Origin of the sequence: Flavobacterium sp. FlaQc-47 (assembly GCF_044006475.1) — a bacterium.
GTDB lineage: Bacteria > Bacteroidota > Bacteroidia > Flavobacteriales > Flavobacteriaceae > Flavobacterium.
On sequence record NZ_JBIPCQ010000003.1, the window covers coordinates 405887 to 428343 of the forward strand.

The 22457-nt window shown below is 33.2% G+C and carries 24 protein-coding genes; 16 read left to right on the top strand and 8 right to left on the bottom strand.

Going from position 1 to position 22457, the window contains the following annotated elements:
* Positions 1–5: 5 nt before the first annotated feature.
* The 7 genes from ACHRVX_RS11290 (at position 6) to ACHRVX_RS11320 (ending at position 5691) form a co-directional block, all read left to right on the top strand.
* Entirely contained in the window at positions 6–644 is a 639-nt protein-coding gene (locus ACHRVX_RS11290) for a hypothetical protein (protein ID WP_395332215.1), read from the top strand.
* Between the two features lie 61 nt (positions 645–705).
* Positions 706–2166 carry a T9SS type A sorting domain-containing protein gene (locus ACHRVX_RS11295; RefSeq protein ID WP_395332217.1) on the top strand — a complete coding sequence of 487 codons (1461 nt, stop codon included), beginning with the start codon at positions 706–708 and terminating at the stop codon, positions 2164–2166.
* Between the two features lie 3 nt (positions 2167–2169).
* Positions 2170–3576 (top strand): hypothetical protein, encoded by a 1407-nt coding sequence (locus ACHRVX_RS11300; protein WP_395332219.1) that lies wholly within the window; start codon positions 2170–2172, stop codon positions 3574–3576.
* Positions 3577–3596: 20 nt separating this feature from the next.
* The gene (locus tag ACHRVX_RS11305; RefSeq protein ID WP_395332221.1) at positions 3597–3998 is read left to right on the top strand and encodes a hypothetical protein; all 402 of its coding nucleotides are present in this window, start codon (positions 3597–3599) and stop codon (positions 3996–3998) included.
* 183 nt (positions 3999–4181) lie between these two features.
* On the top strand, positions 4182–4586 hold the full coding sequence (locus tag ACHRVX_RS11310) for a hypothetical protein (RefSeq protein WP_395332223.1): 405 nt from the start codon (positions 4182–4184) through the stop codon (positions 4584–4586).
* A 54-nt stretch (positions 4587–4640) separates the two neighbouring features.
* On the top strand, positions 4641–5033 hold the full coding sequence (locus tag ACHRVX_RS11315; RefSeq protein WP_395332225.1) for a hypothetical protein: 393 nt from the start codon (positions 4641–4643) through the stop codon (positions 5031–5033).
* Positions 5034–5172: 139 nt separating this feature from the next.
* Positions 5173–5691: a hypothetical protein gene (locus tag ACHRVX_RS11320; protein WP_395332227.1), complete on the top strand. Its 519-nt coding sequence runs from the start codon at positions 5173–5175 to the stop codon at positions 5689–5691.
* Positions 5692–5820: 129 nt separating this feature from the next.
* Here ACHRVX_RS11320 and ACHRVX_RS11325 read toward each other — a convergent pair whose 3' ends face one another.
* Positions 5821–7227 (bottom strand): DUF4403 family protein, encoded by a 1407-nt coding sequence (locus ACHRVX_RS11325; RefSeq protein WP_395332229.1) that lies wholly within the window; start codon positions 7225–7227, stop codon positions 5821–5823.
* Positions 7228–7403: 176 nt separating this feature from the next.
* On the opposite strand from ACHRVX_RS11325, the gene ACHRVX_RS11330 reads away from it, so the two are divergent.
* From ACHRVX_RS11330 to tsaB, 7 genes are all read left to right on the top strand, one after another.
* The gene (locus ACHRVX_RS11330) at positions 7404–8105 is read left to right on the top strand and encodes an ABC transporter ATP-binding protein (RefSeq protein WP_395332231.1); all 702 of its coding nucleotides are present in this window, start codon (positions 7404–7406) and stop codon (positions 8103–8105) included.
* Positions 8098–9342 carry an ABC transporter permease gene (locus ACHRVX_RS11335; RefSeq protein WP_395332233.1) on the top strand — a complete coding sequence of 415 codons (1245 nt, stop codon included), beginning with the start codon at positions 8098–8100 and terminating at the stop codon, positions 9340–9342. The genes ACHRVX_RS11330 and ACHRVX_RS11335 overlap by 8 nt, the downstream gene beginning before the upstream one ends.
* 2 nt (positions 9343–9344) lie before the next feature.
* On the top strand, positions 9345–10610 hold the full coding sequence (locus ACHRVX_RS11340; protein WP_395332235.1) for an ABC transporter permease: 1266 nt from the start codon (positions 9345–9347) through the stop codon (positions 10608–10610).
* Between the two features lie 39 nt (positions 10611–10649).
* A complete protein-coding gene (locus ACHRVX_RS11345) occupies positions 10650–11765 on the top strand; it encodes an efflux RND transporter periplasmic adaptor subunit (protein WP_395332237.1) in 1116 nt (371 codons plus the stop codon).
* A gap of 80 nt (positions 11766–11845) precedes the next feature.
* Positions 11846–13243, top strand: a complete 1398-nt coding sequence (locus tag ACHRVX_RS11350) for a TolC family protein (RefSeq protein ID WP_395332239.1) — start codon at positions 11846–11848, stop codon at positions 13241–13243.
* 6 nt (positions 13244–13249) lie between these two features.
* The gene (locus ACHRVX_RS11355; protein WP_395332241.1) at positions 13250–14542 is read left to right on the top strand and encodes an efflux RND transporter periplasmic adaptor subunit; all 1293 of its coding nucleotides are present in this window, start codon (positions 13250–13252) and stop codon (positions 14540–14542) included.
* A 27-nt stretch (positions 14543–14569) separates the two neighbouring features.
* Positions 14570–15244, top strand: a complete 675-nt coding sequence (tsaB, locus tag ACHRVX_RS11360; protein WP_395332242.1) for a tRNA (adenosine(37)-N6)-threonylcarbamoyltransferase complex dimerization subunit type 1 TsaB — start codon at positions 14570–14572, stop codon at positions 15242–15244.
* Positions 15245–15251: 7 nt separating this feature from the next.
* On the opposite strand, the gene ACHRVX_RS11365 is transcribed toward tsaB, so the two are convergent.
* The 3 genes from ACHRVX_RS11365 to ACHRVX_RS11375 form a co-directional block, all read right to left on the bottom strand.
* Positions 15252–16064, bottom strand: a complete 813-nt coding sequence (locus tag ACHRVX_RS11365; protein ID WP_395332244.1) for a mechanosensitive ion channel family protein — start codon at positions 16062–16064, stop codon at positions 15252–15254.
* 90 nt (positions 16065–16154) lie between these two features.
* Complete coding sequence (locus tag ACHRVX_RS11370; RefSeq protein WP_395332246.1) at positions 16155–16562, bottom strand: YtxH domain-containing protein; 408 nt, start codon at positions 16560–16562, stop codon at positions 16155–16157.
* A gap of 143 nt (positions 16563–16705) precedes the next feature.
* A complete protein-coding gene (locus tag ACHRVX_RS11375) occupies positions 16706–17605 on the bottom strand; it encodes a NifU family protein (protein WP_395332248.1) in 900 nt (299 codons plus the stop codon).
* 143 nt (positions 17606–17748) lie between these two features.
* On the opposite strand from ACHRVX_RS11375, the gene ACHRVX_RS11380 reads away from it, so the two are divergent.
* Positions 17749–18738 (top strand): type IX secretion system membrane protein PorP/SprF, encoded by a 990-nt coding sequence (locus ACHRVX_RS11380; protein WP_395332250.1) that lies wholly within the window; start codon positions 17749–17751, stop codon positions 18736–18738.
* 10 nt (positions 18739–18748) lie between these two features.
* Positions 18749–19264, top strand: a complete 516-nt coding sequence (locus tag ACHRVX_RS11385) for a gamma carbonic anhydrase family protein (protein ID WP_395332252.1) — start codon at positions 18749–18751, stop codon at positions 19262–19264.
* Positions 19265–19353: 89 nt separating this feature from the next.
* On the opposite strand, the gene ACHRVX_RS11390 is transcribed toward ACHRVX_RS11385, so the two are convergent.
* The 4 genes from ACHRVX_RS11390 to ACHRVX_RS11405 form a co-directional block, all read right to left on the bottom strand.
* Complete coding sequence (locus ACHRVX_RS11390) at positions 19354–20070, bottom strand: LytR/AlgR family response regulator transcription factor (RefSeq protein WP_395332254.1); 717 nt, start codon at positions 20068–20070, stop codon at positions 19354–19356.
* Between the two features lie 281 nt (positions 20071–20351).
* The gene (locus ACHRVX_RS11395; RefSeq protein ID WP_395332256.1) at positions 20352–21065 is read right to left on the bottom strand and encodes an intradiol ring-cleavage dioxygenase; all 714 of its coding nucleotides are present in this window, start codon (positions 21063–21065) and stop codon (positions 20352–20354) included.
* 14 nt (positions 21066–21079) lie between these two features.
* Positions 21080–22186, bottom strand: coding sequence for a sensor histidine kinase (locus tag ACHRVX_RS11400; protein WP_395332259.1), 1107 nt, complete (start codon positions 22184–22186; stop codon positions 21080–21082).
* Positions 22187–22456 carry a DUF4907 domain-containing protein gene (locus ACHRVX_RS11405; RefSeq protein ID WP_395332261.1) on the bottom strand — a complete coding sequence of 90 codons (270 nt, stop codon included), beginning with the start codon at positions 22454–22456 and terminating at the stop codon, positions 22187–22189. It lies immediately after the preceding gene.
* Position 22457 lies beyond the last annotated feature (1 nt).

Below are 22457 nucleotides of genomic sequence, written 5' to 3' on the forward strand. Positions count from 1 at the left end.
AAACGATGAAGACAAAATTATTTCAAACCCTGACCATACTTCTTTTTGTAAACGCAATAGTAGCACAAAATTATACACAGCCCAAAAACGATACAAAAGAAAGATTCTATGAAAATGCAAAAAAAGCGGGAATAACTGAAACTAAGACAGAAGAACTTTTGAAAATCATAGACGACAGAAACAAGGTTCTAAAAGATCTGGATACTAAAAAGAAACAGGCAGATGCCCCTTATAGTATTCAGGACCCCGGCACGCTTTATAACTTTAAAATTAATAATGCCAGAACTTATTACGCGAAAAAAATAAGCAATCTCCTAACCTATAAAGAATATGCTGAATTTACCGTTGAAGATTATAAAAAAGAAGCAAATGAAAATGCAAAAATAGAATTTGAACAATTGATTAATAACAATACCAGCCTAACGGAAAAGCAGAAAAAGAATTTATATCTATTCCTCTATAGCTATCATTTAAATCAGTTTTTAACAACGGCTTATTACAGTTTTGATAAAACGCAGCAGAAACCAAAACTCGGAATCTTACGATTTAATTTTGAAAAAGAGTTTAAAAAACTGGGCAAAGAATATAATATAAAAGTTTATGAATCAAGTGGCCAGAATACCAATGGTTTCGAATGGAACTAAGGGAAACTAAACAAAAATAAAGCAAACTAACAATATTATTAACCAATAATCTAATACAATTATGAAGAAAAAATTCACATTTATTTTTTTGTGTACAGTTCTTTTTGCTACTGCTCAAGTGAACTGTGAAGAAAAGCTTGAAAAAGCGAGGAAAATCCTGGACGACAAAAAATTGTATAAAAATTATGACAGTCTCTTTCAGGACATGACAGGCTGCGCAGAAACGGGCGAACCATTAGCGCAAAACTACACAGGTCTTATGTACGTGTACGGTTTGGGTGTAGAAAAAGACGAGTCTAAAGGTTTTACTTACATAGAAAAAGCAGCAAAAAGCGGTAATGCGGTAGGAGAGTATAATCTGGGCAAACTGTATAGCGAGGGGCGTGGCTGCCAGCTCGATATGAACAAAGCTGTCGAGTGGTTCAAAAAAGCAATAACCCAAAATAACCAGCGTGCGGCTTATGAGCTAGGTTATATGTACTTAAAAGGTTTTGGAGTGCCGCAGGATTATGTTCAGGCTGTCGAGTGGTTTAAAAAAAGCAACTATGCAATGGCAAAACACTGGCTTGGGGTTTGTTATTATTTAGGATATGGAGTGCCACAAAACACAGAGAAAGCTTTAGAATGCCTGTACGGAAACACAACTCCAAACAGCGTGGCTTTTTTAAAAAACATAGAAAATGATAAACAAAGTGTGGTTATAAATCAAACAGAACATGCTATAAAAGAAGCCAACAAAGCGGCTAAAAAAATCGAGCCTGAATTAATTTCTGAAAGCAGGGAAATTTTAATTTCTGATGAAACACAAAATCAAAACATCAAGCCAAAAAATATTTTGGGAGAATGGACAGGCCGCTTTATAGAATACGACTGGTCTGGAATTACTCCGGTGCGAGTGTTGCCTATTACTATTACTTTCAGCAAAAATGATAACAATAGTTTGCAAACTACAATAGATTTTGAAGGCAGGATTTTTAAAGAATCTGCCCAACTGCAGGAGAATACCCTTTTTGTTAACGATTTTAAATTTAAACTGGAACAATTGTATCTGCACGATTTTAAAAATGACAAACTTGAGTATGATGTTTTAGGAATGAGCCTGAGCCAAAAAAACGTTAACAACATACCTTATTTACTGGTTGACCTACAGAGTTTTATAGCCTATTGGCGAGAGCCGGGACCGCCAATAACTTTAATAGTAAGACCAAAAAACACCGTGACAGGTGTTGATGACGAGGCATTATTGCTTGCGCTGGCTTCGCAGAAAACAGATTTTATAAAGGTATATCCCGTACCGTTTAACGAGCAGCTTTATGTAGCGTTTGATCTAAAACAACCTGCCAAAATAAACCTGACCCTTACAAGTGCAATAACGGCACAACCCGTAAAGACAGCAATGGCAAACCTGGATGCAGGAGCGCAGTCATTTACACTGGATACCAGCAACCTGCCCAAAGGAATTTATATTGTGCAGATACAAGAGAACCAAAAAGTGCATACCAAAACCATTATAAAACAATAAGATATGTTAAACAAAAAAATAAACTTTAGAATGATGCTGCTGTTTTTGCTGCTGTTTTTTTGCGTAACAATAAAAGCACAAAATGGGGAGAATGAACCTCCTGCAGGTTTTGACATAGGAGAACAATTAAACAATGTTCCTATAGATGCTTATGTGCCACCTGATGACTCCTGGGACAATGCTTCATTATATTGGAAAACAGATCCCAATGAATATATTTCAAATAATGAGGATAATTATACACCGCAATATCATCCACCGATAGAAAAAACAGGTCCAAAAAATGAATATGGGGGAAATGTAGAAAGTGGAGACGGCGATAAACAAAATAAATCGCAGGTACTATTAACCAAAAAAGTAATGCCGGGTGAAACCCATACACAAAGTGTGAAGGTATTAAGGGATCCAAGTACCAGTACAGACAAAAAAGCAATAGATCTTATTGTTAATGGTGTAAAAGTAGGTACGGTGACTTTTTCTGCACCTTTAAGGGATGCGAACGGAATAGATATTTATTCTAAAATGACAGTCGAAGTTTTTCGTCATTGTCCTATAGCGATAACGAGCATTACATTTGATAACCCGCAAACTTCAAATTACGAAGGTTCGCAACATAGTACCACAAGTAATCTAAAAGAAGCTGTAACAGATTTGAGTATGTACAAGACTTTTGATATTATAAATTTTACCTCACCGATAAACGAGGAAGAAGATATTATTTTTACCGGAAGTTTTACTGTAGCTAACTTTCAAGATAACAAAAAAGATCCTTGTATTGTAGCAAAAGAACTCACTACTCTGGCGGCAAGTCCTGTTTTTAAAAAAGCTTTACAGGATATTAGAAGTACCAAGGATTTTTATTATCTGGAATATGGTATCTCTTTGGGGAAAAATAGTGGCGGACAAATTTATGCCAGTACAATGAATTCTGGAGATGAAATCGAGGTACCAGTAAACCATACTATGGAAGGTTTTTTTATTAATTTACATAATCATCCTAACGGTAGTACTCATTCTGGTAGAGATTTATCCAATGCCACATTATTTAACAAATTTTACCGTAATTATATGGGTAGTTTCGTTCTCCCTCATACAGAACAAGTCTACGCTGCAGTAATAACAGACCTGGCAGCAGCACAGGCTTTTGCTGCAAAATACCTAACAGATCCAAAAACTAATAAACCTGCGCATTATCCTGATTTTATGGCAAGAGAAATGAATAAGATTCGGGATAATATGAATTCCTATTCTATAGAAGCACACTACAGAGCAAGCGCATTTGTTGTCAATAAATACAACGCCGGCATAACCTTTTTTCAACAAAATAATAAAGGATCCTTCTATCCGCTGCTGATAAAAGAGACTGAACAAAATGGATCTAAGATTTACAGTGTAATTCCCTGCATTTAATTAAAAAAAACAAAGAAAAAATGAAAACAATTAAAACACTATTAGCAATATTTGTTTTTGCACAGATAGGATATTCTCAACAATTAGTACAAAATATAAATGACATTTATCGTCTTAAGGAATATGAAGCCATATTCGTCAATAAACCTTTAAAAGATTTAATTAAAGAAATTAAGCCCGAAATAAAAATTGCTTTTCCAAATAATCAAAATCCTTCTTTTGATTTTAGATTTGTAACCCATGAGCAATTAAGAAAAGATGAAGGTACCATTGCTGAAAATGTTTCACTTTTTGTAGGTGTAAATGATTTTATTGACTGGAATTGGGAAACCAGACCAAAAGGGAAAGAACCTGTCTGGACCAAAGAAGATGCTGAAAAATATGGTAACTTGATAGTAACTCGTATTAATATTGTTTATTAATAAAAATAATTTCTAGCTAATTAATTCCAGAGTCAAATTAAAAATTGGCTCTGGAATTTCAAGATATTTTAATAAAATAATATTGATTTTCCCACATGAAAAGCTCATAAGCATATTCACAGCTGAAAATTTCCGGCAGATAGTAAAAAACAGCAAATAACAAGAGAAAAACAATCATAAAAAATGAAAACAATTAAAATACTATTAGCAATACTATTTTTTTTTGCACAGATTGGATATTCTCAACAATTAGTACAAAATTTAAATGATATGTACCGTCTTAAAGAATATGAAGCAATATTCGTCAATAAACCTTTAAAAGATTTAATTAAAGAAATTAAGCCCGAAATAAAAATTGCCTTTCCATATAGTCATGATCCTTCTTTTGATTTTAGATTTGTAACCCATGAGCAATTAAGAAAAAGGCAAGGTACTATCGCCGAGAATGTTGCTCTATTTGTAGATGTAAAAGAAACGATTGACTGGAATTGGGAAACCAGACCAAAAGGAAAAGAACCTGTCTGGACAAAAGAAGATGCTGAAAAATATGGTAACTTGATAGTAACTCGTATTAATCTTGTTTATTAATAAAAGTAATTTCTAGCTAATTAATTCCAGAAACAATAGAAAAACAAAGAAAACATGAAAACGATTAAAACACTATTAGCAACACTTTTTTTTGCACAGATTGGATATTCTCAACAACTAGTACAAAATATAAATGATATTAACCTTCTTAAGGAATATGAAGCAATATTCATCAATAAACCTTTAAAGGATTTAATTAAAGAAATTAAACCGGAAATTAAAGTTGCTTTTGCATATAATGATCCTTCTTTTTTTGAATTTAGGTTTATTACCAGACAACAACGACTAAATAATGAAGGAAACAAAGTGTCTCTTTTTGTAAATGTAAAAAATAGTATTGACTGGAATTGGGAAAATAGACCAAAAGGTAAAGAAACTTTCTGGAGCAAAGAAGATGCTGAAAAATACGGCAATCTAATAGTGAGTGAAATTGAAATTGTTTATTAATAGAAAAAAGTAATTTCTAGCTAATTAATTCCAATAGTTTGGGTATATACGAAGCAGGGCAAGTATGTGAAATTAATGTTTTTAGAAAGTATTAGGAAGTAGTATTGTAATAAATTTATGGATAAGCTGTGCAAACAATATGGGAATTTTTAATAAAATAGGTTTAGTGCTATTATTAGTACTTACTATCGGTTGCAAGAAAGAGCAGCAGATTGATGTAGTTAAAAATAGTTTAATTGCAGAGGGAAAAGCTTTGATTAAGCAAAACAGCACTATTTTGCTGGATTCTTTAGAAATGCATGATATGAGTCCTGTTAACAAGGACGGCAGATTAAAACCTCTAAAAGTAGCACTTCTTGATTCAGTAGGTATTAATGAAAGGTTTTCCAGGGAAACCCTTAAGTGTAGTACATTTAAATTGGAGGAAAGTGACTTTTCAAATTTTCATTCTCCGTATAGATTAAATCTCGTAAAGAAAGAGATTAGTGAATCTCAAGTTCTTTTTGTTTCATTTTCGAATTTGGAAATTAAAAAGGATCTTGCAAATATAGTTGTAATGAAAACACATGGAATTGGTTCTGCAACAGATCGATATTATTTTGAAAAACAAAATAATAAATGGGTTTTTGCAAGAAAAAGAGAGATAAGCAGGGGGTAATTTTCAATATGTAACTTATGTTTTGTTTACAATAAAAAGGAATATTGTTTCCTCAAGTATAGGACAAAAAAAGCCTTCAAAATCATTTGATTCTGAAGGCTTTTTAGTCTTAATAAAAGTTAAGAATAATTATTTCAAACCATCCACCGAAACATTCACAGTTCCGTTTATTTTGATAAAAGCGATAATAGCCTGATTGGTCAACTGAATTTTATCAAACTGAATATCTTCCATTTTACCATTTACAAAAACGCCTGGCATTGGCGAATAGTTTTTTAGGTAAGTTGCCATGCTCTTTTTGCCTTCTTCTAAATTAGGCTGAATAGAATAACGACAGCTTTCTTCCATTTTTCTTAAAATGTAACCTTGACCAAGCCAGCTTGCCGTACGCATTACTTTGCTTTTAGTGTCTAAAACGTAATCCAGTTTCTCAAAATAAATTTCTTTTGTTTTGGCATTATATTGTGGGAATCCATCTAAATAAAGAGTTCCGTTGATTGATCCTAAAACATCAAGAGCAATAACCATTTTGCCATCTTTATGCCAGATTGAAACATTTTTCACAGTTATTTTTTTGCTTCCGGATCCAAATTCCTGCCCTGCAAAATTCCTGGTCATGATTTTTGAAGCATCAATATAAGTTGAAATTGCTGCAATATTAGCCGAAATTTGATTGGGTATTTTTGCTACAGGTTTCAACACAATTTTGCTCGCATTGAATTTAGATTCAGGTTGCTTGCCCACAATCGTTTCCATATTGCATTTCATTCCCATATCTAATAAAAACAAATCATTTTTTAATTTTGCATTTGTTGAATAAACTTCGACAGGAACAATTCTTAACCAGCTTTCATAAGTATCACTCATTTGGAATGGCGTACAGATTTTTTCTAACGCCGATAAAACATTCGGTTTAAAATCCATCGATTTTTCTATTGCTTCGTCTATTTTCTTTTCAATTTTAGATTTAAAAATAGAAATTGCCGGATTCACTAAATACGTTATTGGCATACTTTTTCCAAATACCATCATGGTTGGACTTTCGTTCCAGTCTAAAGATTTGAATTCGGTTTTGGTATTTAATTTCCAGTTGGTCAAAGCCACTTCACTCGATAACGTGATTACGCCATTTAAATTAAATTCTCTCGTGTCATACAGTTCAACTCCCAGTTTTTTAGTACCAATTCGGTATTTGATCGTGGCTTTAAGCGGTAAAATTGTTTTTATTTTTTTATCCGGGTTTGCAGGATCATTCTGGATTTTTATTGGCGCCTGTTTCCAGATTTTCATTTCGATATCGTCATCTTCAATATTATTGTCTTCATAGATTAATCCATTCAACAATAAATTCGTTTGATTTTGAATATCACTTAGTTTTACCGTAATAGGCAGGTTAATAAAGGACGGATTTGCATCATAAACTAACGGACTCGCATCGTCAGGTTCCGGTTTTAATGTCTCTAACTTATGAGATGTTGAACAGCTTGTAGCCACTGTAAGTGCTGCAAATAAAGAGATAATGGAGAGAAACTTCATCGTTATGATTTTTTTAAGTGATGCAAAATTAAGAAAACAATTATATTATCTTAAAAAAGTGTAACAATTGATAATGAATTGAGTCTTATGGTAATAAGATAACGCGACTATTAACGTTTTCTTATCATATTTTACTTAATAAAAATGTTATTATTGTTTTAAAATTTAACAATATCATGATCGAAATCAAAGATTTACACAAGTCCTATAAAATGGGAAGTTCTCAATTGCATGTGTTAAAAGGAATTAATTTTAATATTGAAGAAGGTGAGTTAGTTGCGATTATGGGATCATCCGGATCTGGAAAATCGACGCTTTTAAATATTTTAGGAATTCTTGATGAAGCTGATTCAGGTAGTTATATTTTAGACAAAACACCAATTAAAAATCTTAACGAAACTATAGCGTCAAGATATCGAAATAAATTTTTGGGATTTGTTTTTCAATCCTTCAATTTAATAAATTATAAAACCGCACTTGATAATGTGGCAATGCCTTTGTATTACCAGGGTATTAAGCGTAAAGAGCGTTATGAGATTGCAATGAAATATCTAGAAAAAGTAGGTCTGGGTTCACATTCACATCATTTACCAAATGAACTTTCCGGAGGTCAAAAACAACGTGTTGCAATTGCCCGTGCATTAGCATCAAACCCGAAAGTATTATTGGCAGATGAACCTACGGGAGCGTTAGATACTAAAACATCTTATGAAGTTATGGAACTTATTCAGGGAATTAACGACGAAGGAAAAACGATTTTAATCGTTACTCACGAACCTGATATTGCTGCAATGTGCAAAAGAAATGTGGTCCTGAAAGATGGATTAATTATCGATGATAAAAAGGTAGAACAAGTTAGAGCGTCATCTTATGTTTAATATTGAGCGTTGGCAGGAAATATTTGAAGCAATTTCTAAAAACAGACTTAGAACATTTCTTACGGGAATTTCTGTAGCTTCCGGTATTTTTATTTTAGTGATTTTACTTGGTGCAGGTAAAGGGCTTCAAAACGGAATTGAAAAACAATTCGAGCGTGATGCTGCCGGAATTATTGAGGTTTGGTCAGGAACGACTACAAAAGAATATAAAGGATTAAATCCCGGACGACAAATTCAGTTTAGAGACGGTGATTACAAACAGTCCGTTCAAAAATTTGATGATAAATTAGATTTGAAAGCTTCCACTTATAGCTTTTGGGGCGGTGCATTCTCTTATGGAAAAGAATCCGGAAGTTATCAATTTAGAGGAGTAGATCCTGATTATTCAGGAATTGAAAATATTACAATTGTGAATGGAAGATTCGTAAATAGCAATGATTTAGCCAATAATGAAAAAGTGGCCTGCATTGGGATGAAAGTAAAAACAGATTTGTTTAAGGATAAAGATCCTTTAGGCAAGGAAATCTCAATTAATAATATCAATTTCAGGGTTGTAGGAGTTTTTACAGATCCGGGAGGAGAACGGGAGGAAGCAAGGGCCTATTTGCCCAGAACTACCGTTCAAAGAGCGTATGGTGGTGGAGATAAAATAAGTAATTTGTTTTTTACTTTAAAAAAGACAAATGATTATGACGAGGCATTAGCACAATCTGAGAAATTCACACAAGATTTAAAAGACTTATTAAAAAGCAGAAACACAGTTGCTCCGGATGATGATGGAGGAGTTGGGGTTTATAACTCTGTTAAAGATGCAAAACAATTTTATGATTTAAATTTATATATCAGATTGTTTTTTTGGTGGGTTGGTATCTGTACCATTATTGCCGGAGTGGTGGGAGTAAGTAATATCATGCTTATTATAGTTAAAGAACGAACTAAGGAAATTGGGATCAGGAAAGCTTTAGGAGCTTCGCCGTTTTCTATCGTTTCAATGATACTTCACGAATCGATTTTTATTACTACAATTGCAGGTTTTGTTGGGTTACTGGCCAGTTTGTTATTGTTGGAATTCGTAGGTCCAATGGTGCAAAGTGAATATTTCCAAAATCCTTCAGTAGATTTTAGTGTAGCATTAACAACACTTGCTTTGCTGGTTTTTGCCGGCGCACTGGCAGGATTTTTCCCGGCGTACAGAGCAGCCAAAATTAAACCTATTGTAGCACTTAGAGACGAATAATTATGTTTAAAAAAGATAATTGGGACGAAATTTTACAGGCTTTAACAGCTAACGTTTTCAGAACGATCCTGACTGCATTTGGGGTATTCTGGGGAATTTTTATTTTGGTAATATTACTTGCGGCAGGAAAGGGTTTAGAGAACGGGGTTAAGAAAGATTTTGACGGGATTGCCACAAATACAATGTTTATGTGGAGCCAGACAACATCAAAAGCCTATAAAGGATTACCAAAAACGCGTCAATATAATTTTAGAAATAGTGATGTAGCGGCATTAAAAGCATCTTTGCCTGATTTATTATATGTTTCACCACGAAATCAGTTAGGCGATTTTAACGGAACCAATAATGTAGTGCGTGGCACAAAAACTTCCTCATTTACGATTTATGGAGATTATCCTGAACTGATCAAACAGCAGCCAATGGATATTATAAAAGGACGTTTTATAAACCAGCAGGATATTAATGAGAGAAGAAAAATTGCTGTAATTGGAAAAGGAGTTATCAGCGAATTGTATGGAAAAGAAGAGGAAGCTATTGGAACTTACGTAAAAATCAACGGAATTAATTTTATGGTTGTTGGAGTTTACAACTCTAAGCAAACTGGTGGAAATGCAGAACAGGAACAAAAGAATATATTTATTCCGTTTACCACTTTTCAGCAATCTTTTAATTATGGTGATAAAGTAGGATGGATGGCGCTTACAGCAAAAGACGAAACTTCTATTACAGATTTAAAGCCAAAAATTTTAGAATTAATTAAAGCGCTTCATTCCATAAACCCAAAGGACGATCGTGCCGTTGGTAATTTTGACTTGTATGAACAATTTAATAAAGTACAAAGTTTGTTTAGTATTTTGCAAATCATTGCTTATTTTGTAGGAACTTTGGTGTTGATTTCCGGAGTAATCGGAATTTCAAATATTATGCTTATTGTAGTCAAAGAGCGTACTAAGGAAATTGGAATCCGCAGAGCTTTAGGGGCAACTCCGGCAGCTATTCGCAGTCAGATTTTATTAGAAGCGATGTTCCTGACCATTATTTCAGGAATGCTGGGTATTGCCGTTGCCACCGGAGTAATTGCACTTTTGAATATGTTTTTAGATTCAATGCCACCGGAAAAAAATATAATGTTTTCTAATCCAAGTGTAGATTTAGGAGTTGTAGTTGTTGCGTTATTAATATTAGTAGGTTCAGGTTTGCTGGCAGGATTTATTCCGGCGCAGACCGCAATTAACGTAAAGCCTGTAGATGCTTTACGAACAGAATAAAATTATCAATCAAAAATAAATCGATTAAACCAAAAACAAATGAAAAAAGGAGTAACCGTAACCATTTTAATCTTTATTGCTATAGTTTTCTTTGGCGCGCTGTATTATTTGTATGCTAAAAATCAAGAATCTCCAATAGTCTTTAAAACGGAAAAAGCAGAGATTAAAACAATCGTGAAAACTACCATCGCAACCGGTAATATTCAACCTAATGAAGAGGTTCTGATCAAGCCCAATATTTCAGGTATTATTGAAGAAGTGTATATCAAAGCCGGAGAAAAAATTAAAGCCGGAGATATGATTGCTAAAATCAGAGTGGTGGCAAATGTATCCAATGTAAGCACTACGCAAAATCAGGTGCAGACAGCTAAAATTGCTTTAGACAATCAGGAAAAAATCTATAAAAGGCAAAAAACCTTATTTGATAAGGATGTAATTTCGGCAAACGATTTTGATGCAGCGCAATTAGCGTATACACAGGCAAAACAAAATTATCAGGCTGCAAGACAAAGTTTGGATATCGTAAAAACCGGAACAACAACATCATTAGGAAGTTATGCAAATACCTTGATTCGTGCAACAGTAACCGGAATGGTTTTAGCGGTTCCTGTAAAAGTAGGAAATCAGGTTATTGAGAGTAATAATTTTAATGAAGGAACTACAATTGCAAGTGTTGCCGATGTGGGAAGAATGATTTTTATTGGAAAAATTGACGAATCGGAGGTAGGTAAAATCAAAGAAAAAATGCCTATTGAGATTACAGTTGGCGCAATCGAAAACAAAAAGTTTGAAGCTGTTTTGACTGATATCGCACCAAAAGGAGTGGTGGAAAATGGCGCAATTCAGTTTGAAATCAAAGCAAAATTAGAAAACAGAGACGCTACTTTTATAAGAGCCGGATTGAGTGCAAACGCTTCGATTATTTTAGAGAAAGCAGAAAAAACCTTAGCTATCAAAGAATCATTAGTTCAATTTGACAAAAAAACTCAAAAACCATATGTTGAAATTGAAACTGCTCTTCAAAAATTTGAAAGAAGGGATTTAGTCCTTGGAGTGAGTGACGGAATCTACGTTCAGGTGAAAAGCGGAATTAAATCTACGGATAAAATTAAGATCTGGAATCAGGGTTTAATAAGTGAAGGAGAGAAAAAATAATTTCAAAGTAGAAAAGAGTTTTTGGTTTTAAAAATGTTAAATTTGCGTAGCGCCTTTTGCTATGCTTTCATTCAAAATATATGAAAATAAATAAATATAATAGTCTTGTTTTTGCCATTTTATTTGGTGCTGGTTTATCGGCTCAGACACCATCAGAAACACAACCAAAACAATGGACATTAGAAGAATGTGTTCGTTATGCATTAGACAATAACATCACAATAAAACTATCAGAATTAGATGTTAAAAATGCTGCAATTGATAAAAAAGGTGCATTTGGAAATTATCTTCCATCAGTAAACGGAAGTGCGTCACACTCTTGGAATATTGGTTTGAACCAGGATCTTACAACTGGACTTTTACGTAATCAGACTACTCAGTATTCATCATTGGGATTAAATGCCGGTATTGATATTTACAAAGGTTTACAAAATCAGAATAACTACAGAAGAGCTAAATTATCTATAATATCATCACAATACCAATTGCTTAAAATGCAGGAAGATATTTCCCTGAATGTAGCGAATGCATTTTTGGAAATCCTTTTTAATAAAGAAAATTTAAAGGTAAAAAAAGAGCAATTGTCTATTGATCAAAAACGTTTGGCACGTTCTGAAGAAATGGTAAATGCCGGAACAATTCCGCGTGGTGATTTATATGATTTAAAAGCAACTGCCGCAACAGATCAACAAGCTATTATTGTTGCTGAAAATACTTTACTGATATCAAAATTAAGCCTTGCCCAACTTTTACAATTAAAGGAATTTGCAGATTTTGATGTTATAGACGATACAAATGCGAAAGATGAAAATAATATCCTGGCGCAGACTCCGGTTGAAATTTATGCTAAAGCAAAAGAAATAAGAACAGAGTTAAAGTTAGCGCAAACTAATCTTGAAATTGCTGAGAAAAATGTTGTTATTGCTAAAGGTGCATATCAGCCAACTCTTTCAGGATTTTATTCATTTAGTACCAGAGCCAGTTACAGCGACAGAGTAATTGGGATAGATGCAAATGGGAACCCGATTTCTGCAGGACCACTTCCTGTTTTTGATCAATTTAGTGATAATAAAGGTCATAATTTTGGTTTTCAATTGAATGTGCCCATTTTTAATGGTTTTTCTGTTCGAAATAATGTAGAAAAAAGCAAAGTAAGTTTAGAGAAATCTAAAATAGATTTAGAACAAAAAAGTTTAGATTTGCAACGTAACGTTTACACAGCTTTTACAGATGCTAAAGGTGCTTTAAATGCCTATGAATCCTCAACAATAACATTAGAGGCAAGACAGCAAGCGTATAATTATGCAAAAGAAAAGTACGATGTAGGATTGATGAATTCATTTGATTTTACTCAGGCACAAACATTGTTAACTAATGCACAGTCAGACGTTATCAGAACAAAATATGATTACATTTTTAAAATAAAAATACTTGAATTCTACTTTGGAATTCCAATTGTTCCAATTATCACAAAATAATTTATTATGTCAAAAAAAACAATTTATTTCTTACTCGGCGGTGCAGTAATTCTAATCGTAGCTTTAATAGCTCTTTCAAAAGCCGGAGTAATAGGAAATAAGGATGAAGGAAAAGAAGTAGAAGTTTCAAAAGTAATTGCTTCGACAATAATAGAAACAGTTTCTGCAACAGGTAAAATTCAGCCGGAAATTGAGGTAAAACTTTCCTCAATGGTTTCTGGTGAAATTATCGCTTTAAACGTTAAAGAAGGTCAGGTTGTAAAAAAAGGCGATTTATTGGTAAAAATAAATCCTGATTTATATACTTCAGGATTAGACAGGTCTGTTGCAAATTTATCAGGAACAAAGGCTAGTTTAACACAGTCTGAAGCCAATTTTAAAGAAGCAAAAGCAAGTTATGAGCGTAATAAAACGTTATATGACAAAGGGGTAATATCAAAATCAGATTGGGATAAATCGATTGCCACTTTTGAAGTAGCAAAAGCAACCAAACAAAGCTCTTATTATAATGTTCAGAGCGCCTCTGCATCTGTAACAGAAGCAAAAGACAATCTAGGTCGTACATTGATTTATGCACCGGCTGCAGGAACAATTTCAGTATTGAATGTTGAACTGGGCGAGCGAGTTTTAGGAACGCAGCAAATGGCAGGAACAGAACTTTTAAGAGTGGCCAACCTGAACAATATGGAAGTAGAAGTTGATGTAAATGAAAATGATATTGTAAAAGTAAAAATTGGAGATGAGGCAAATGTTGAAGTTGATGCTTATTTAAAAAAGAAGTTTAAAGGAACTGTAACCAGTATTTCGAACTCGGCAAGTACAACATTAACATCAGATCAGGTAACTAATTTTAAAGTTAAAGTTCGTATTTTAAAAGAATCGTACCAGGATTTATTAGAAGGTCAGCCAAGTACTTATTCTCCTTTTAGACCCGGAATGACTGCGACAGTGGATATTATGACCAGAACAAAAAGCAATGTTTTGGCAGTGCCAATTAGTTCTGTTGTTGTAAAAGCGGATACAACTGCTGTAAAAGATGTTAAAGCAGACGAACCAACGGACGATAAAAAAGCAGCACCAAAAAGCGATAAAAAATTCGAATGTGTTTTTGTAAAAGTAGGGGATAAAGCTAAAATCAGAATCATTAAAACAGGTATTCAGGACGATACAAATATTGAAGTAATGTCAGGATTACAACCTGGAGATGTTGTGATCACGGGACCTTACACAACAGTATCTAAAGAACTGAATTCCGGCGATAAAGTAAAACTAAAAAAAGCAGATTTACCTAAAAAATAATTTTTTTAATAATTTAAATTAAATACTTTGCCATTTATTCTTAATATCGAAACGGCTACAAAAAACTGTTCAGTCTCCATTGCTAAAAACGGAGAAACAATTGTATGTAAAGAAATTGCTGAAGAAGGATATTCACATGCTGAAAAACTGCATGTTTTTATTGAAGAAGCAATTGCCGAAGCAGGAATTTCAGTTCAGGATTTATCAGCGATTGCGGTAAGTCAGGGACCAGGATCTTACACAGGTTTACGAATAGGAGTTTCGGCAGCAAAAGGATTGTGTTTTGCCTTAAATATTCCTTTGATTGCAATTGATACATTACAAACTCTAGCGTCGCAGGCAAAGGTTTCAAACGGGAAAATTATTCCCATGATTGACGCCCGAAGAATGGAAGTGTACAGCGAAGTTTTTAATGCCGGTTTAGAAAATGAAAGAGGAATTGAAGCAGAAGTGATTACCGAAGAATCTTTTTCAGGATATACAGATACTATTTATTTTGTAGGTGATTGTGCTGAGAAATGTAAAGCGGTCTTGACAAAGGAAAATTTTGTATTTTTAGAAGAAATCAAATATCCGTCTGCATCGGCAATGAGCAAAATTAGTTATGATAAATACCAAAAAAGCGACACTGTAGATGTCGCTTATTTTGAACCGTATTATTTAAAAGATTTTATTATGGCTCCTCCATCAAAAAAACAATAAAACATTTTTATTTCTGAATGGTATAAGGCTGAATTGAAATTCCAGCTTCGTCCAGTGCTAATTTGCAATTCTCCAGCGTTTCAGAAAAAACAGCACCATAATTTGCATTTTTTGCCCACGGGCGAACTGCAAAATCTATAGAACTTGCTGATAAATTTTTGACAAAAACTTCCGGTGCCGGAGTTTCAAGTACTTTTGGGTTTTTAACTAAAACATCTAAAAGAATCTCTTTTGCTTTCTTAATATCTGAATCATAAGAAATTGAAAAAGTCAAATCGGCTTTTCTTTCTCCCTGCATGGAATAATTAATAATCGTTCCGTTTGACAAAGCGCCATTAGGTACAAAAACAGTCTGATTGTTTCCGGTAAGCATTTTAGTAACAAAAATTTGAATCTCTAATACTGTTGCAATTACACCTTGCGCCTCGATAGTATCGCCAACTTTAAAAGGTTTGAATACGATAATAAGCATTCCGCCTGCAAAATTTGAAAGCGACCCCTGCAATGATAAACCTACTGCAAGTCCCATTGCTCCTAAAATGGCAACAAATGACGAAGTTTCGATTCCTAGTTTTGAAATAAAAGTGACAAACAATAAAATTCTGAGTGCCCAAATTAAAATGTCCGACAGGAATTTTGTCAATGTAGGATCTAAATTTCTTTGAACCATTACTTTTGTAATAATTCTGTTGATCAATCTGATGGCATATATCCCAACAAATAAAATAATAAAAGCAGAGACTAATTTTGGGGCATAATCAACTAATACGTCAATAAATTTAGTGACGTAATTACTAAGCTGGTCTGGATTCATGTTCATGTTTTTAAATAAAAAAAACCTTCTCAAACGAGAAGGCATATTAGTGGTGCAAATATAGATATATTTTGTTTTTATTAGAAAAAAGGAACGTTATTCCTTAGGCGGAATCGTATCAATAATATTATCCGTAGCAGTTTCGGTTTTTTCACCATTAACAACTATATACTCAGGAACAATAGTGGTAGTTGCGCTTGAAGTTTCAGTTGTTTGTTCTTTTACAGAATCAATCACATCGCTTAATGAATCCGAAGCTTTCTCTACATATTCACTAACGATATCTTTTGCTTTGTGGGCATATTCTACCGCACTCTCAAGTATGGGTTCTGAAGCTTCTTTTACTTTTTCGATAGTTTCCTCAGCAAAAGCTTCTGCGTTATCGATGTAAGGAGCAGCGGCTTCTTTAGCTTGTTCAAACTTAACTTCGGCTTCTGTTGCCAAATTTGTAGTAGAATCTTTGGCTGAGCCAAATAAATTCTTGAAAAATGAAGATACTCCCATGGTTATATATTATTAGTTATAATACAATATTAAACTATTTTTGCGCTATTACGGGATAATAATTTATTGAAAATAAAGGAGATAGGAATTCAATAAAAAAGCGCCTCATTTGAGACGCTTTTCATTTTTATTTGAATAAATTATTATGCATTTATTGCTTCTACTTTAATCGCTTCATCGTTCAGCATACTTTTAAGCATATTTTCGATTCCGCTTTTTAAAGTAAACGTAGATGATGGGCAACCGCTGCACGCACCTTGTAAAATTACTTTTACCGTTTTGTCATTTTCATTATAGGAGTCAAAAGCAATATTTCCGCCATCAGCCGCAACCGCCGGTTTCACATATTCTTCTAAGATATTGATAATTTGTTGCGATGTTACATCTAATTTATCAAATGCTTCATCCTTTGTAACATCATTTTTAGTAGCAACTTCAATTAAAGTTTCATCTAAAACAGTTCCTCCGTTTTCAATATATTGTTTGATGAATGACCGTACTTCTAAAGTAATTTCATCCCATTCATTGATGTCATATTTAGTTACCGAAATATAGTTTTCATCAATAAAAACCTCTTTTACATACGGGAATTTAAATAATTCCTTTGCCAATGGAGAAGAAGCAGTCTGATCAATATTTTTATATTCAACAGCATTTTTAGTCAGCATTCTGCTAACAACAAATTTTAAAGCAGCAGGATTTGGAGTTGTTTCTCCATAAACCGTAATAGGTTGCTTTTTAGGCTGATTTTCATCGATTTTTATAATCACGCCACCTTTTTCTACATAGGATTCAATTTGTTCAGCAACAGCATCTTTTACATCATCCCATTCTACAATACTATATCTTTCAATAGCAATAAAATTCCCTGAAATATATACTGTTTTTACAAACGGAAGATAAAATAATTGTTGTGCTAAAGGCGATGCCTGGGCTTCATCGATATTTTTAAACTCAAAATTTTGATTTTTGGTAATGAAATCTTCAAACTCGAACTTTAGGATAGTTGGATTTTGAGTTTCTTTTATAGTGATTTTTGTCATGATTTGTAATTTTGCACAAATTTAGTAAAGTTATTTTCTACTAATACCTATATTTGATTTTTTAATAAAATAATTAAGACTCTTTTCAAATTAATCGTATTAAAATGCAAGAGTCCAAAATTTATTTAAACATAATTGCCTTTATGGAATTTAGAATCAGGGTTTTATTTATTTTTTTGATTACCACATTTTACTCTTATTCCCAAGAAGGAATCCCTGTTTACTCTGATTATTTATCAGATAATTACTATTTAATTCATCCTTCGATGGCGGGCGCGGCGAATTGTGCCAAAATAAGATTGACAGCCAGAAAACAATGGTTTGGTCAGGAAGATGCGCCGGCACTTCAGACTCTAACTTTTAACGGAAAAATTGGAGAACGCTCCGGAGCCGGAATCATTATTTTTAATGACAAAAATGGTTACCATTCGCAAAAAGGGGTAAAGCTGACTTATGCGCATCACATTATGTTTTCCAGAGATGAAGTGGATTTAAATCAGCTTTCGTTTGGTATTAGCGGAGGAGTAATTCAAAGTCAGTTAGATGAAACTCAGTTTGGCGGCTCTTTTGATCCCATTGTTTTTGGTCAGATACAAAAAGATTCTTATTTTAATATGGATATTGGAGCATCCTATAATTATCTTGATTTTTATGCTCATGCAACAGTTCAGGGCGCACTTGAAACCAGACGGGAATTGTACACCGATTATGAAAGTGATAATGTTAGAAAGTTTCTCTTAAGTGCAGGATATGTTTTTGGTAAAAGAAATAATATTACCTGGGAACCTTCTGTTTTATTTCAATTGTTTGATAAGACCAAACAAAAATCAATTGATTTAAATATGAAAGCATACAAAAGTATGGATTTTGGAAGTTTATGGGCTGCATTATCTTATAGAAGAAGTTTTGACGGAGCTCAATATAGTACCACAAGTGGAGTAGCAGCACAAAAACTGCAATATATTACCCCTATAATAGGTTTAAATTATAATAATTTTATGTTTGCGTATACCTACTCACAAGTTACAGGCGATGTAAAATTTGACACAGGAGGATACCATCAAATTACTTTAGGTATCAATTTATTTTGTAAAAAGGAGCGTTACGACTGTAATTGTCCCGCTATTAATTAAATTTTTTATTATGCTGATTAAATCTGTAAACGGAAAAATGCCTTCTATTCCAGAGGATTGTTATGTGGCTGAAAATGCTACGATTGTAGGTGATGTTACCTTTGGTGATTCTTGCAGTGTTTGGTTTAATGCTGTGATTCGTGGTGATGTCAACTTTATCACAATTGGGAATAAAGTTAATATTCAGGATGGGGCGATAATTCATTGTACCTATCAAAAACATCCCACTATTATAGGAAACAATGTTTCAATAGGACACAATGCAATTGTTCACGGATGTAAAATTCATGACAATGTCTTGATAGGAATGGGCGCGATCGTAATGGATAATTGTGTGATAGAAAGCAATTCGATCATTGCCGCCGGAGCCGTTGTAACGCAAAATACTATTGTGCCTTCTGGAACTATCTATGCAGGTGTTCCTGCAAAAAAGGTAAAAGATATTGACCAGTCAGACTTTGCAGGCGAAATTGAACGTATTTCGAACAATTATGTCATGTATTCAGGTTGGTTTAAAGAGGAATAAAATTAATAAATTCCAAAATAAAAATTCCAAATTCCAATAAAGTATGATGCAATTGGGATTTGGAATTTTTCGTTTTTGGAATTTTAAAATTATAGGTTGATTCTTTCGAAAAAGGAATTTTTATAACTTTCGCTTATCGGAATTCGTTTGTCGCTGATTAAAACTTTATTTTTTTGAATTGATTTTACATGTTTTATATTAATGATATAAGATCTGTGAATTCGGGAAAAACCTTTGCTTGAAAGTAAATTTTCCAGTTTTATTAAACTGATTAAAGTCAGTGTGAATTTATTATCTGTAGTGTAAATTTTGACATAATCTTTTAGACCTTCGATAAATAAAATATCGGCAAAATTCATTTTTACGTTTTCATATTCTGCTCTCACAAACATAAAATCCTGCTCTAATTCAGGTACGGTTGTGTTTTCAGAAATTGCCTGAACATTTGCAGCGGGATTTAAAACTTGCTGCGCTCTGACAACTGATTTTAAAAAACGATGAAACGGAATGGGTTTCACCAAATAATCTACCGCGCCAAGATTAAAACCTTCAACAGCATAATCAGAATAAGCTGTCGTAAAAATAACCAAAGGTTTTTTTTCGATTGTATTTAAAAAATCAATTCCTGAAAAATGGGGCATTTGTATGTCCAGAAAAATCAAATCTACATTGTTTTGGTTGATAAATGAAACGGCATCAATAGCATTATTAAAAGTGCTGATGAGTTCAAGCGAATCTACCTTTCCAACAAAATCTTCTAATAATTCGACCGCTAAAGGTTCATCGTCTATAATTACACATTTCATTTGTTGAAGTTTAAATTAGTAAATTTGTTTTGGCAGTCAAAAATAGTTTTAAACCAGTGATTTAAGTTTTAAAATTATCATAAAATACAGGTTTAACTTTTATGTATAATTAATTCTAACACATAGAAACATAGATTATTTAAAAAAGGGGTTTTACTCGCTTAAAATGCACAAAGCTAACTATGTGGAAGAAATGTATTTCTTTTTTGAGTTCTGTTTACTCTATTAAATCTATGTTTCTATGTGTTAATATTTTTCAACACACATACATTCATTTTAAATTATCCCTTCACGTTAATCGTTTTGCTTAGAGTGTAACCATCTGTAAGATTACCTGTTAAGGTTGCTAATTCATCTGCTAAACTATCCGAAAAAACATTGTCTTTTGTGTTTGAAGTATCGGCCTGACCGTGAGCAGCATAATTTGTACTGGAATAAACAGTACTTGTAACAGTTTCAGGAAAAGCAATTTGTGTTACCAGTAATGATGAACCGCTACTGCTTAAAACTTCAACATGAATATGTGGTGCCCTCCCTTGGTACCAACCAGGGAAAATCGAAATAAACGAAACTTCGCCTTTTGAATTGGTGGTTTGTCTTCCTCTTAAAAAATGAACCGATGTATAATCAGTTTGTTGCATAGATGTTCCGCCGTATTCAGAATAATTTCCGTCTTTATCGCAATGCCAGACATCAACTAAAACATCAGCTAATGGCGAACAATTATTGTTGGTGTTTTGTATGACTAAATTAATAAGTAAAGCAACTCCAACGCGGTCAGATTTTATGTTTTCTAAAACCAGCTGACTTGGTGTTTTAATAGGGAAGGGACCTTTGGTTTCAGCAGGAGAAACGGCACAGCTTTCATCTCCGGAAGCACTTGTACCAGAATCGTCATTGTCACTTTTAGAACAGGATTCTAATAATTTAGAAGCTGTTGCTAACGAAGCAATTCCTAAAATGCCATTTCGAATAAATTTTTTTCTGTCCATCATCAGTTACGATTTAATTAAATTGCAGTTTGAATTTTATCTAATTCTAAGTTCAAATGCACACGATAATATTGATTGTCTTCTGTAATTGTAAGTTTATGTGCGTTTGGATAAAGCAAATCCAGTCGGCTTTGAATATTTACCAGCCCAATCCCTGAATTTTCAGGATCTTTTACATAGTTTTCAATTGTGTTTTCTATCCAGAAATCCAGACTGTTTTCCAAAATAAAAATCTTGATTTTTACATGCGCGGCACCTTTGTAATCCGTTCCGTATTTAAAGCCATTCTCAACAAACGAAATCAAAAGTAAAGGCTCAATAAACTTGTTTCTGGTATCACCGTGAACATTGATAACAATGTCTTCGATGTTGTTCAGCCTCAGTTTTTGTAATTCAATATAATTCTGAATGTAATTGATCTCTTTTTCTAAAGCCACCGTTTTATTGTCAGTTTCATACAGCATATAGCGCATTAATTCTGACAGTGTTACGATGGCATCAGGGACCAAATCAGATTTTTTATGTGCCAATGAATAAATACTGTTTAAGGAATTGAATAAAAAATGCGGATTAGTTTGTTTGCGCAAATAAATCAATTCAGTATTTGTTCGGTGCGTTTCGGCAATTAACTTGTTTTGCTGGTTGTTGTAAAATTCAGTAAGTGTTCTGATAATGGCACTTATTGTAATAATTAAAATATAGAAAAACGAAGGTCCAATTTTAAAAAACAATGGCTGTCTCGTTGCCATTATAGCTGGTCTTCTTCCTTTAAACATCAACTTAAATTCTTCCGGCGGTGGCATATTTCGAAGTCTTATATGTCTTGCTTCAGAGAAATCAGGAATAAAATAATTGATCCTGATAATCATAAAAAGTAAAATAAGCGCAAACACAAACACAAAATAAAGCCAGTATTTTTTTTCTAAAAGCAAAACGGGAACCAAATAAAAATAGTTCAGATAAAACAGCACAATTCCTGTTGTCCATTGAACATAAAAATCATTGTTGATCCTAAACGGACTTTCATAAAACTGAATTAATGAAGTCAGGATAAAGAAAACCCAGATGATGCAATGAAACAAAATTTTATTTGAACTGGTATTTCTGATGGTATCTATTTTCATTTATAATTTTATTTTTAATAAAATTAAATCATTTTTGGTTACCGTTGGCGATATGTTTTGATTCAGTTTTTTCACCACTAAATCAGCCACTTTTAGAGCATCGCCTTCTGTTGAAAAACTTTTAGTGTCGTTTATTACCGGAATAATAGACTGCCTGATAATGATTTTATTTTTTAAAATGATCGAATATCCATAACCTGACGTAGTTCTAAAGGATTCGGTTTTAAAAGTTTTTTCATTTTTGACACAGGCAGTAAATTGTATCACCATT

Coding starts and splice junctions, on each gene's coding strand:
- ACHRVX_RS11375 (WP_395332248.1), bottom strand. CDS start 17,605: ATGACAAAAATCACTATAAAAGAAACTCAAAATCCAACTATCCTAAAG.
- ACHRVX_RS11290 (WP_395332215.1), top strand. CDS start 6: ATGAAGACAAAATTATTTCAAACCCTGACCATACTTCTTTTTGTAAAC.
- ACHRVX_RS11385 (WP_395332252.1), top strand. CDS start 18,749: ATGCTGATTAAATCTGTAAACGGAAAAATGCCTTCTATTCCAGAGGAT.
- ACHRVX_RS11300 (WP_395332219.1), top strand. CDS start 2,170: ATGTTAAACAAAAAAATAAACTTTAGAATGATGCTGCTGTTTTTGCTG.
- ACHRVX_RS11325 (WP_395332229.1), bottom strand. CDS start 7,227: ATGAAGTTTCTCTCCATTATCTCTTTATTTGCAGCACTTACAGTGGCT.
- ACHRVX_RS11315 (WP_395332225.1), top strand. CDS start 4,641: ATGAAAACGATTAAAACACTATTAGCAACACTTTTTTTTGCACAGATT.
- ACHRVX_RS11405 (WP_395332261.1), bottom strand. CDS start 22,456: ATGGTGATACAATTTACTGCCTGTGTCAAAAATGAAAAAACTTTTAAA.
- ACHRVX_RS11340 (WP_395332235.1), top strand. CDS start 9,345: ATGTTTAAAAAAGATAATTGGGACGAAATTTTACAGGCTTTAACAGCT.
- ACHRVX_RS11400 (WP_395332259.1), bottom strand. CDS start 22,186: ATGAAAATAGATACCATCAGAAATACCAGTTCAAATAAAATTTTGTTT.
- ACHRVX_RS11310 (WP_395332223.1), top strand. CDS start 4,182: ATGAAAACAATTAAAATACTATTAGCAATACTATTTTTTTTTGCACAG.
- ACHRVX_RS11390 (WP_395332254.1), bottom strand. CDS start 20,070: ATGAAATGTGTAATTATAGACGATGAACCTTTAGCGGTCGAATTATTA.
- ACHRVX_RS11350 (WP_395332239.1), top strand. CDS start 11,846: ATGAAAATAAATAAATATAATAGTCTTGTTTTTGCCATTTTATTTGGT.
- ACHRVX_RS11320 (WP_395332227.1), top strand. CDS start 5,173: ATGGGAATTTTTAATAAAATAGGTTTAGTGCTATTATTAGTACTTACT.
- ACHRVX_RS11395 (WP_395332256.1), bottom strand. CDS start 21,065: ATGATGGACAGAAAAAAATTTATTCGAAATGGCATTTTAGGAATTGCT.
- ACHRVX_RS11365 (WP_395332244.1), bottom strand. CDS start 16,064: ATGAACATGAATCCAGACCAGCTTAGTAATTACGTCACTAAATTTATT.
- ACHRVX_RS11330 (WP_395332231.1), top strand. CDS start 7,404: ATGATCGAAATCAAAGATTTACACAAGTCCTATAAAATGGGAAGTTCT.
- ACHRVX_RS11355 (WP_395332241.1), top strand. CDS start 13,250: ATGTCAAAAAAAACAATTTATTTCTTACTCGGCGGTGCAGTAATTCTA.
- ACHRVX_RS11295 (WP_395332217.1), top strand. CDS start 706: ATGAAGAAAAAATTCACATTTATTTTTTTGTGTACAGTTCTTTTTGCT.
- ACHRVX_RS11345 (WP_395332237.1), top strand. CDS start 10,650: ATGAAAAAAGGAGTAACCGTAACCATTTTAATCTTTATTGCTATAGTT.
- ACHRVX_RS11305 (WP_395332221.1), top strand. CDS start 3,597: ATGAAAACAATTAAAACACTATTAGCAATATTTGTTTTTGCACAGATA.
- ACHRVX_RS11370 (WP_395332246.1), bottom strand. CDS start 16,562: ATGGGAGTATCTTCATTTTTCAAGAATTTATTTGGCTCAGCCAAAGAT.
- ACHRVX_RS11335 (WP_395332233.1), top strand. CDS start 8,098: ATGTTTAATATTGAGCGTTGGCAGGAAATATTTGAAGCAATTTCTAAA.
- ACHRVX_RS11380 (WP_395332250.1), top strand. CDS start 17,749: ATGGAATTTAGAATCAGGGTTTTATTTATTTTTTTGATTACCACATTT.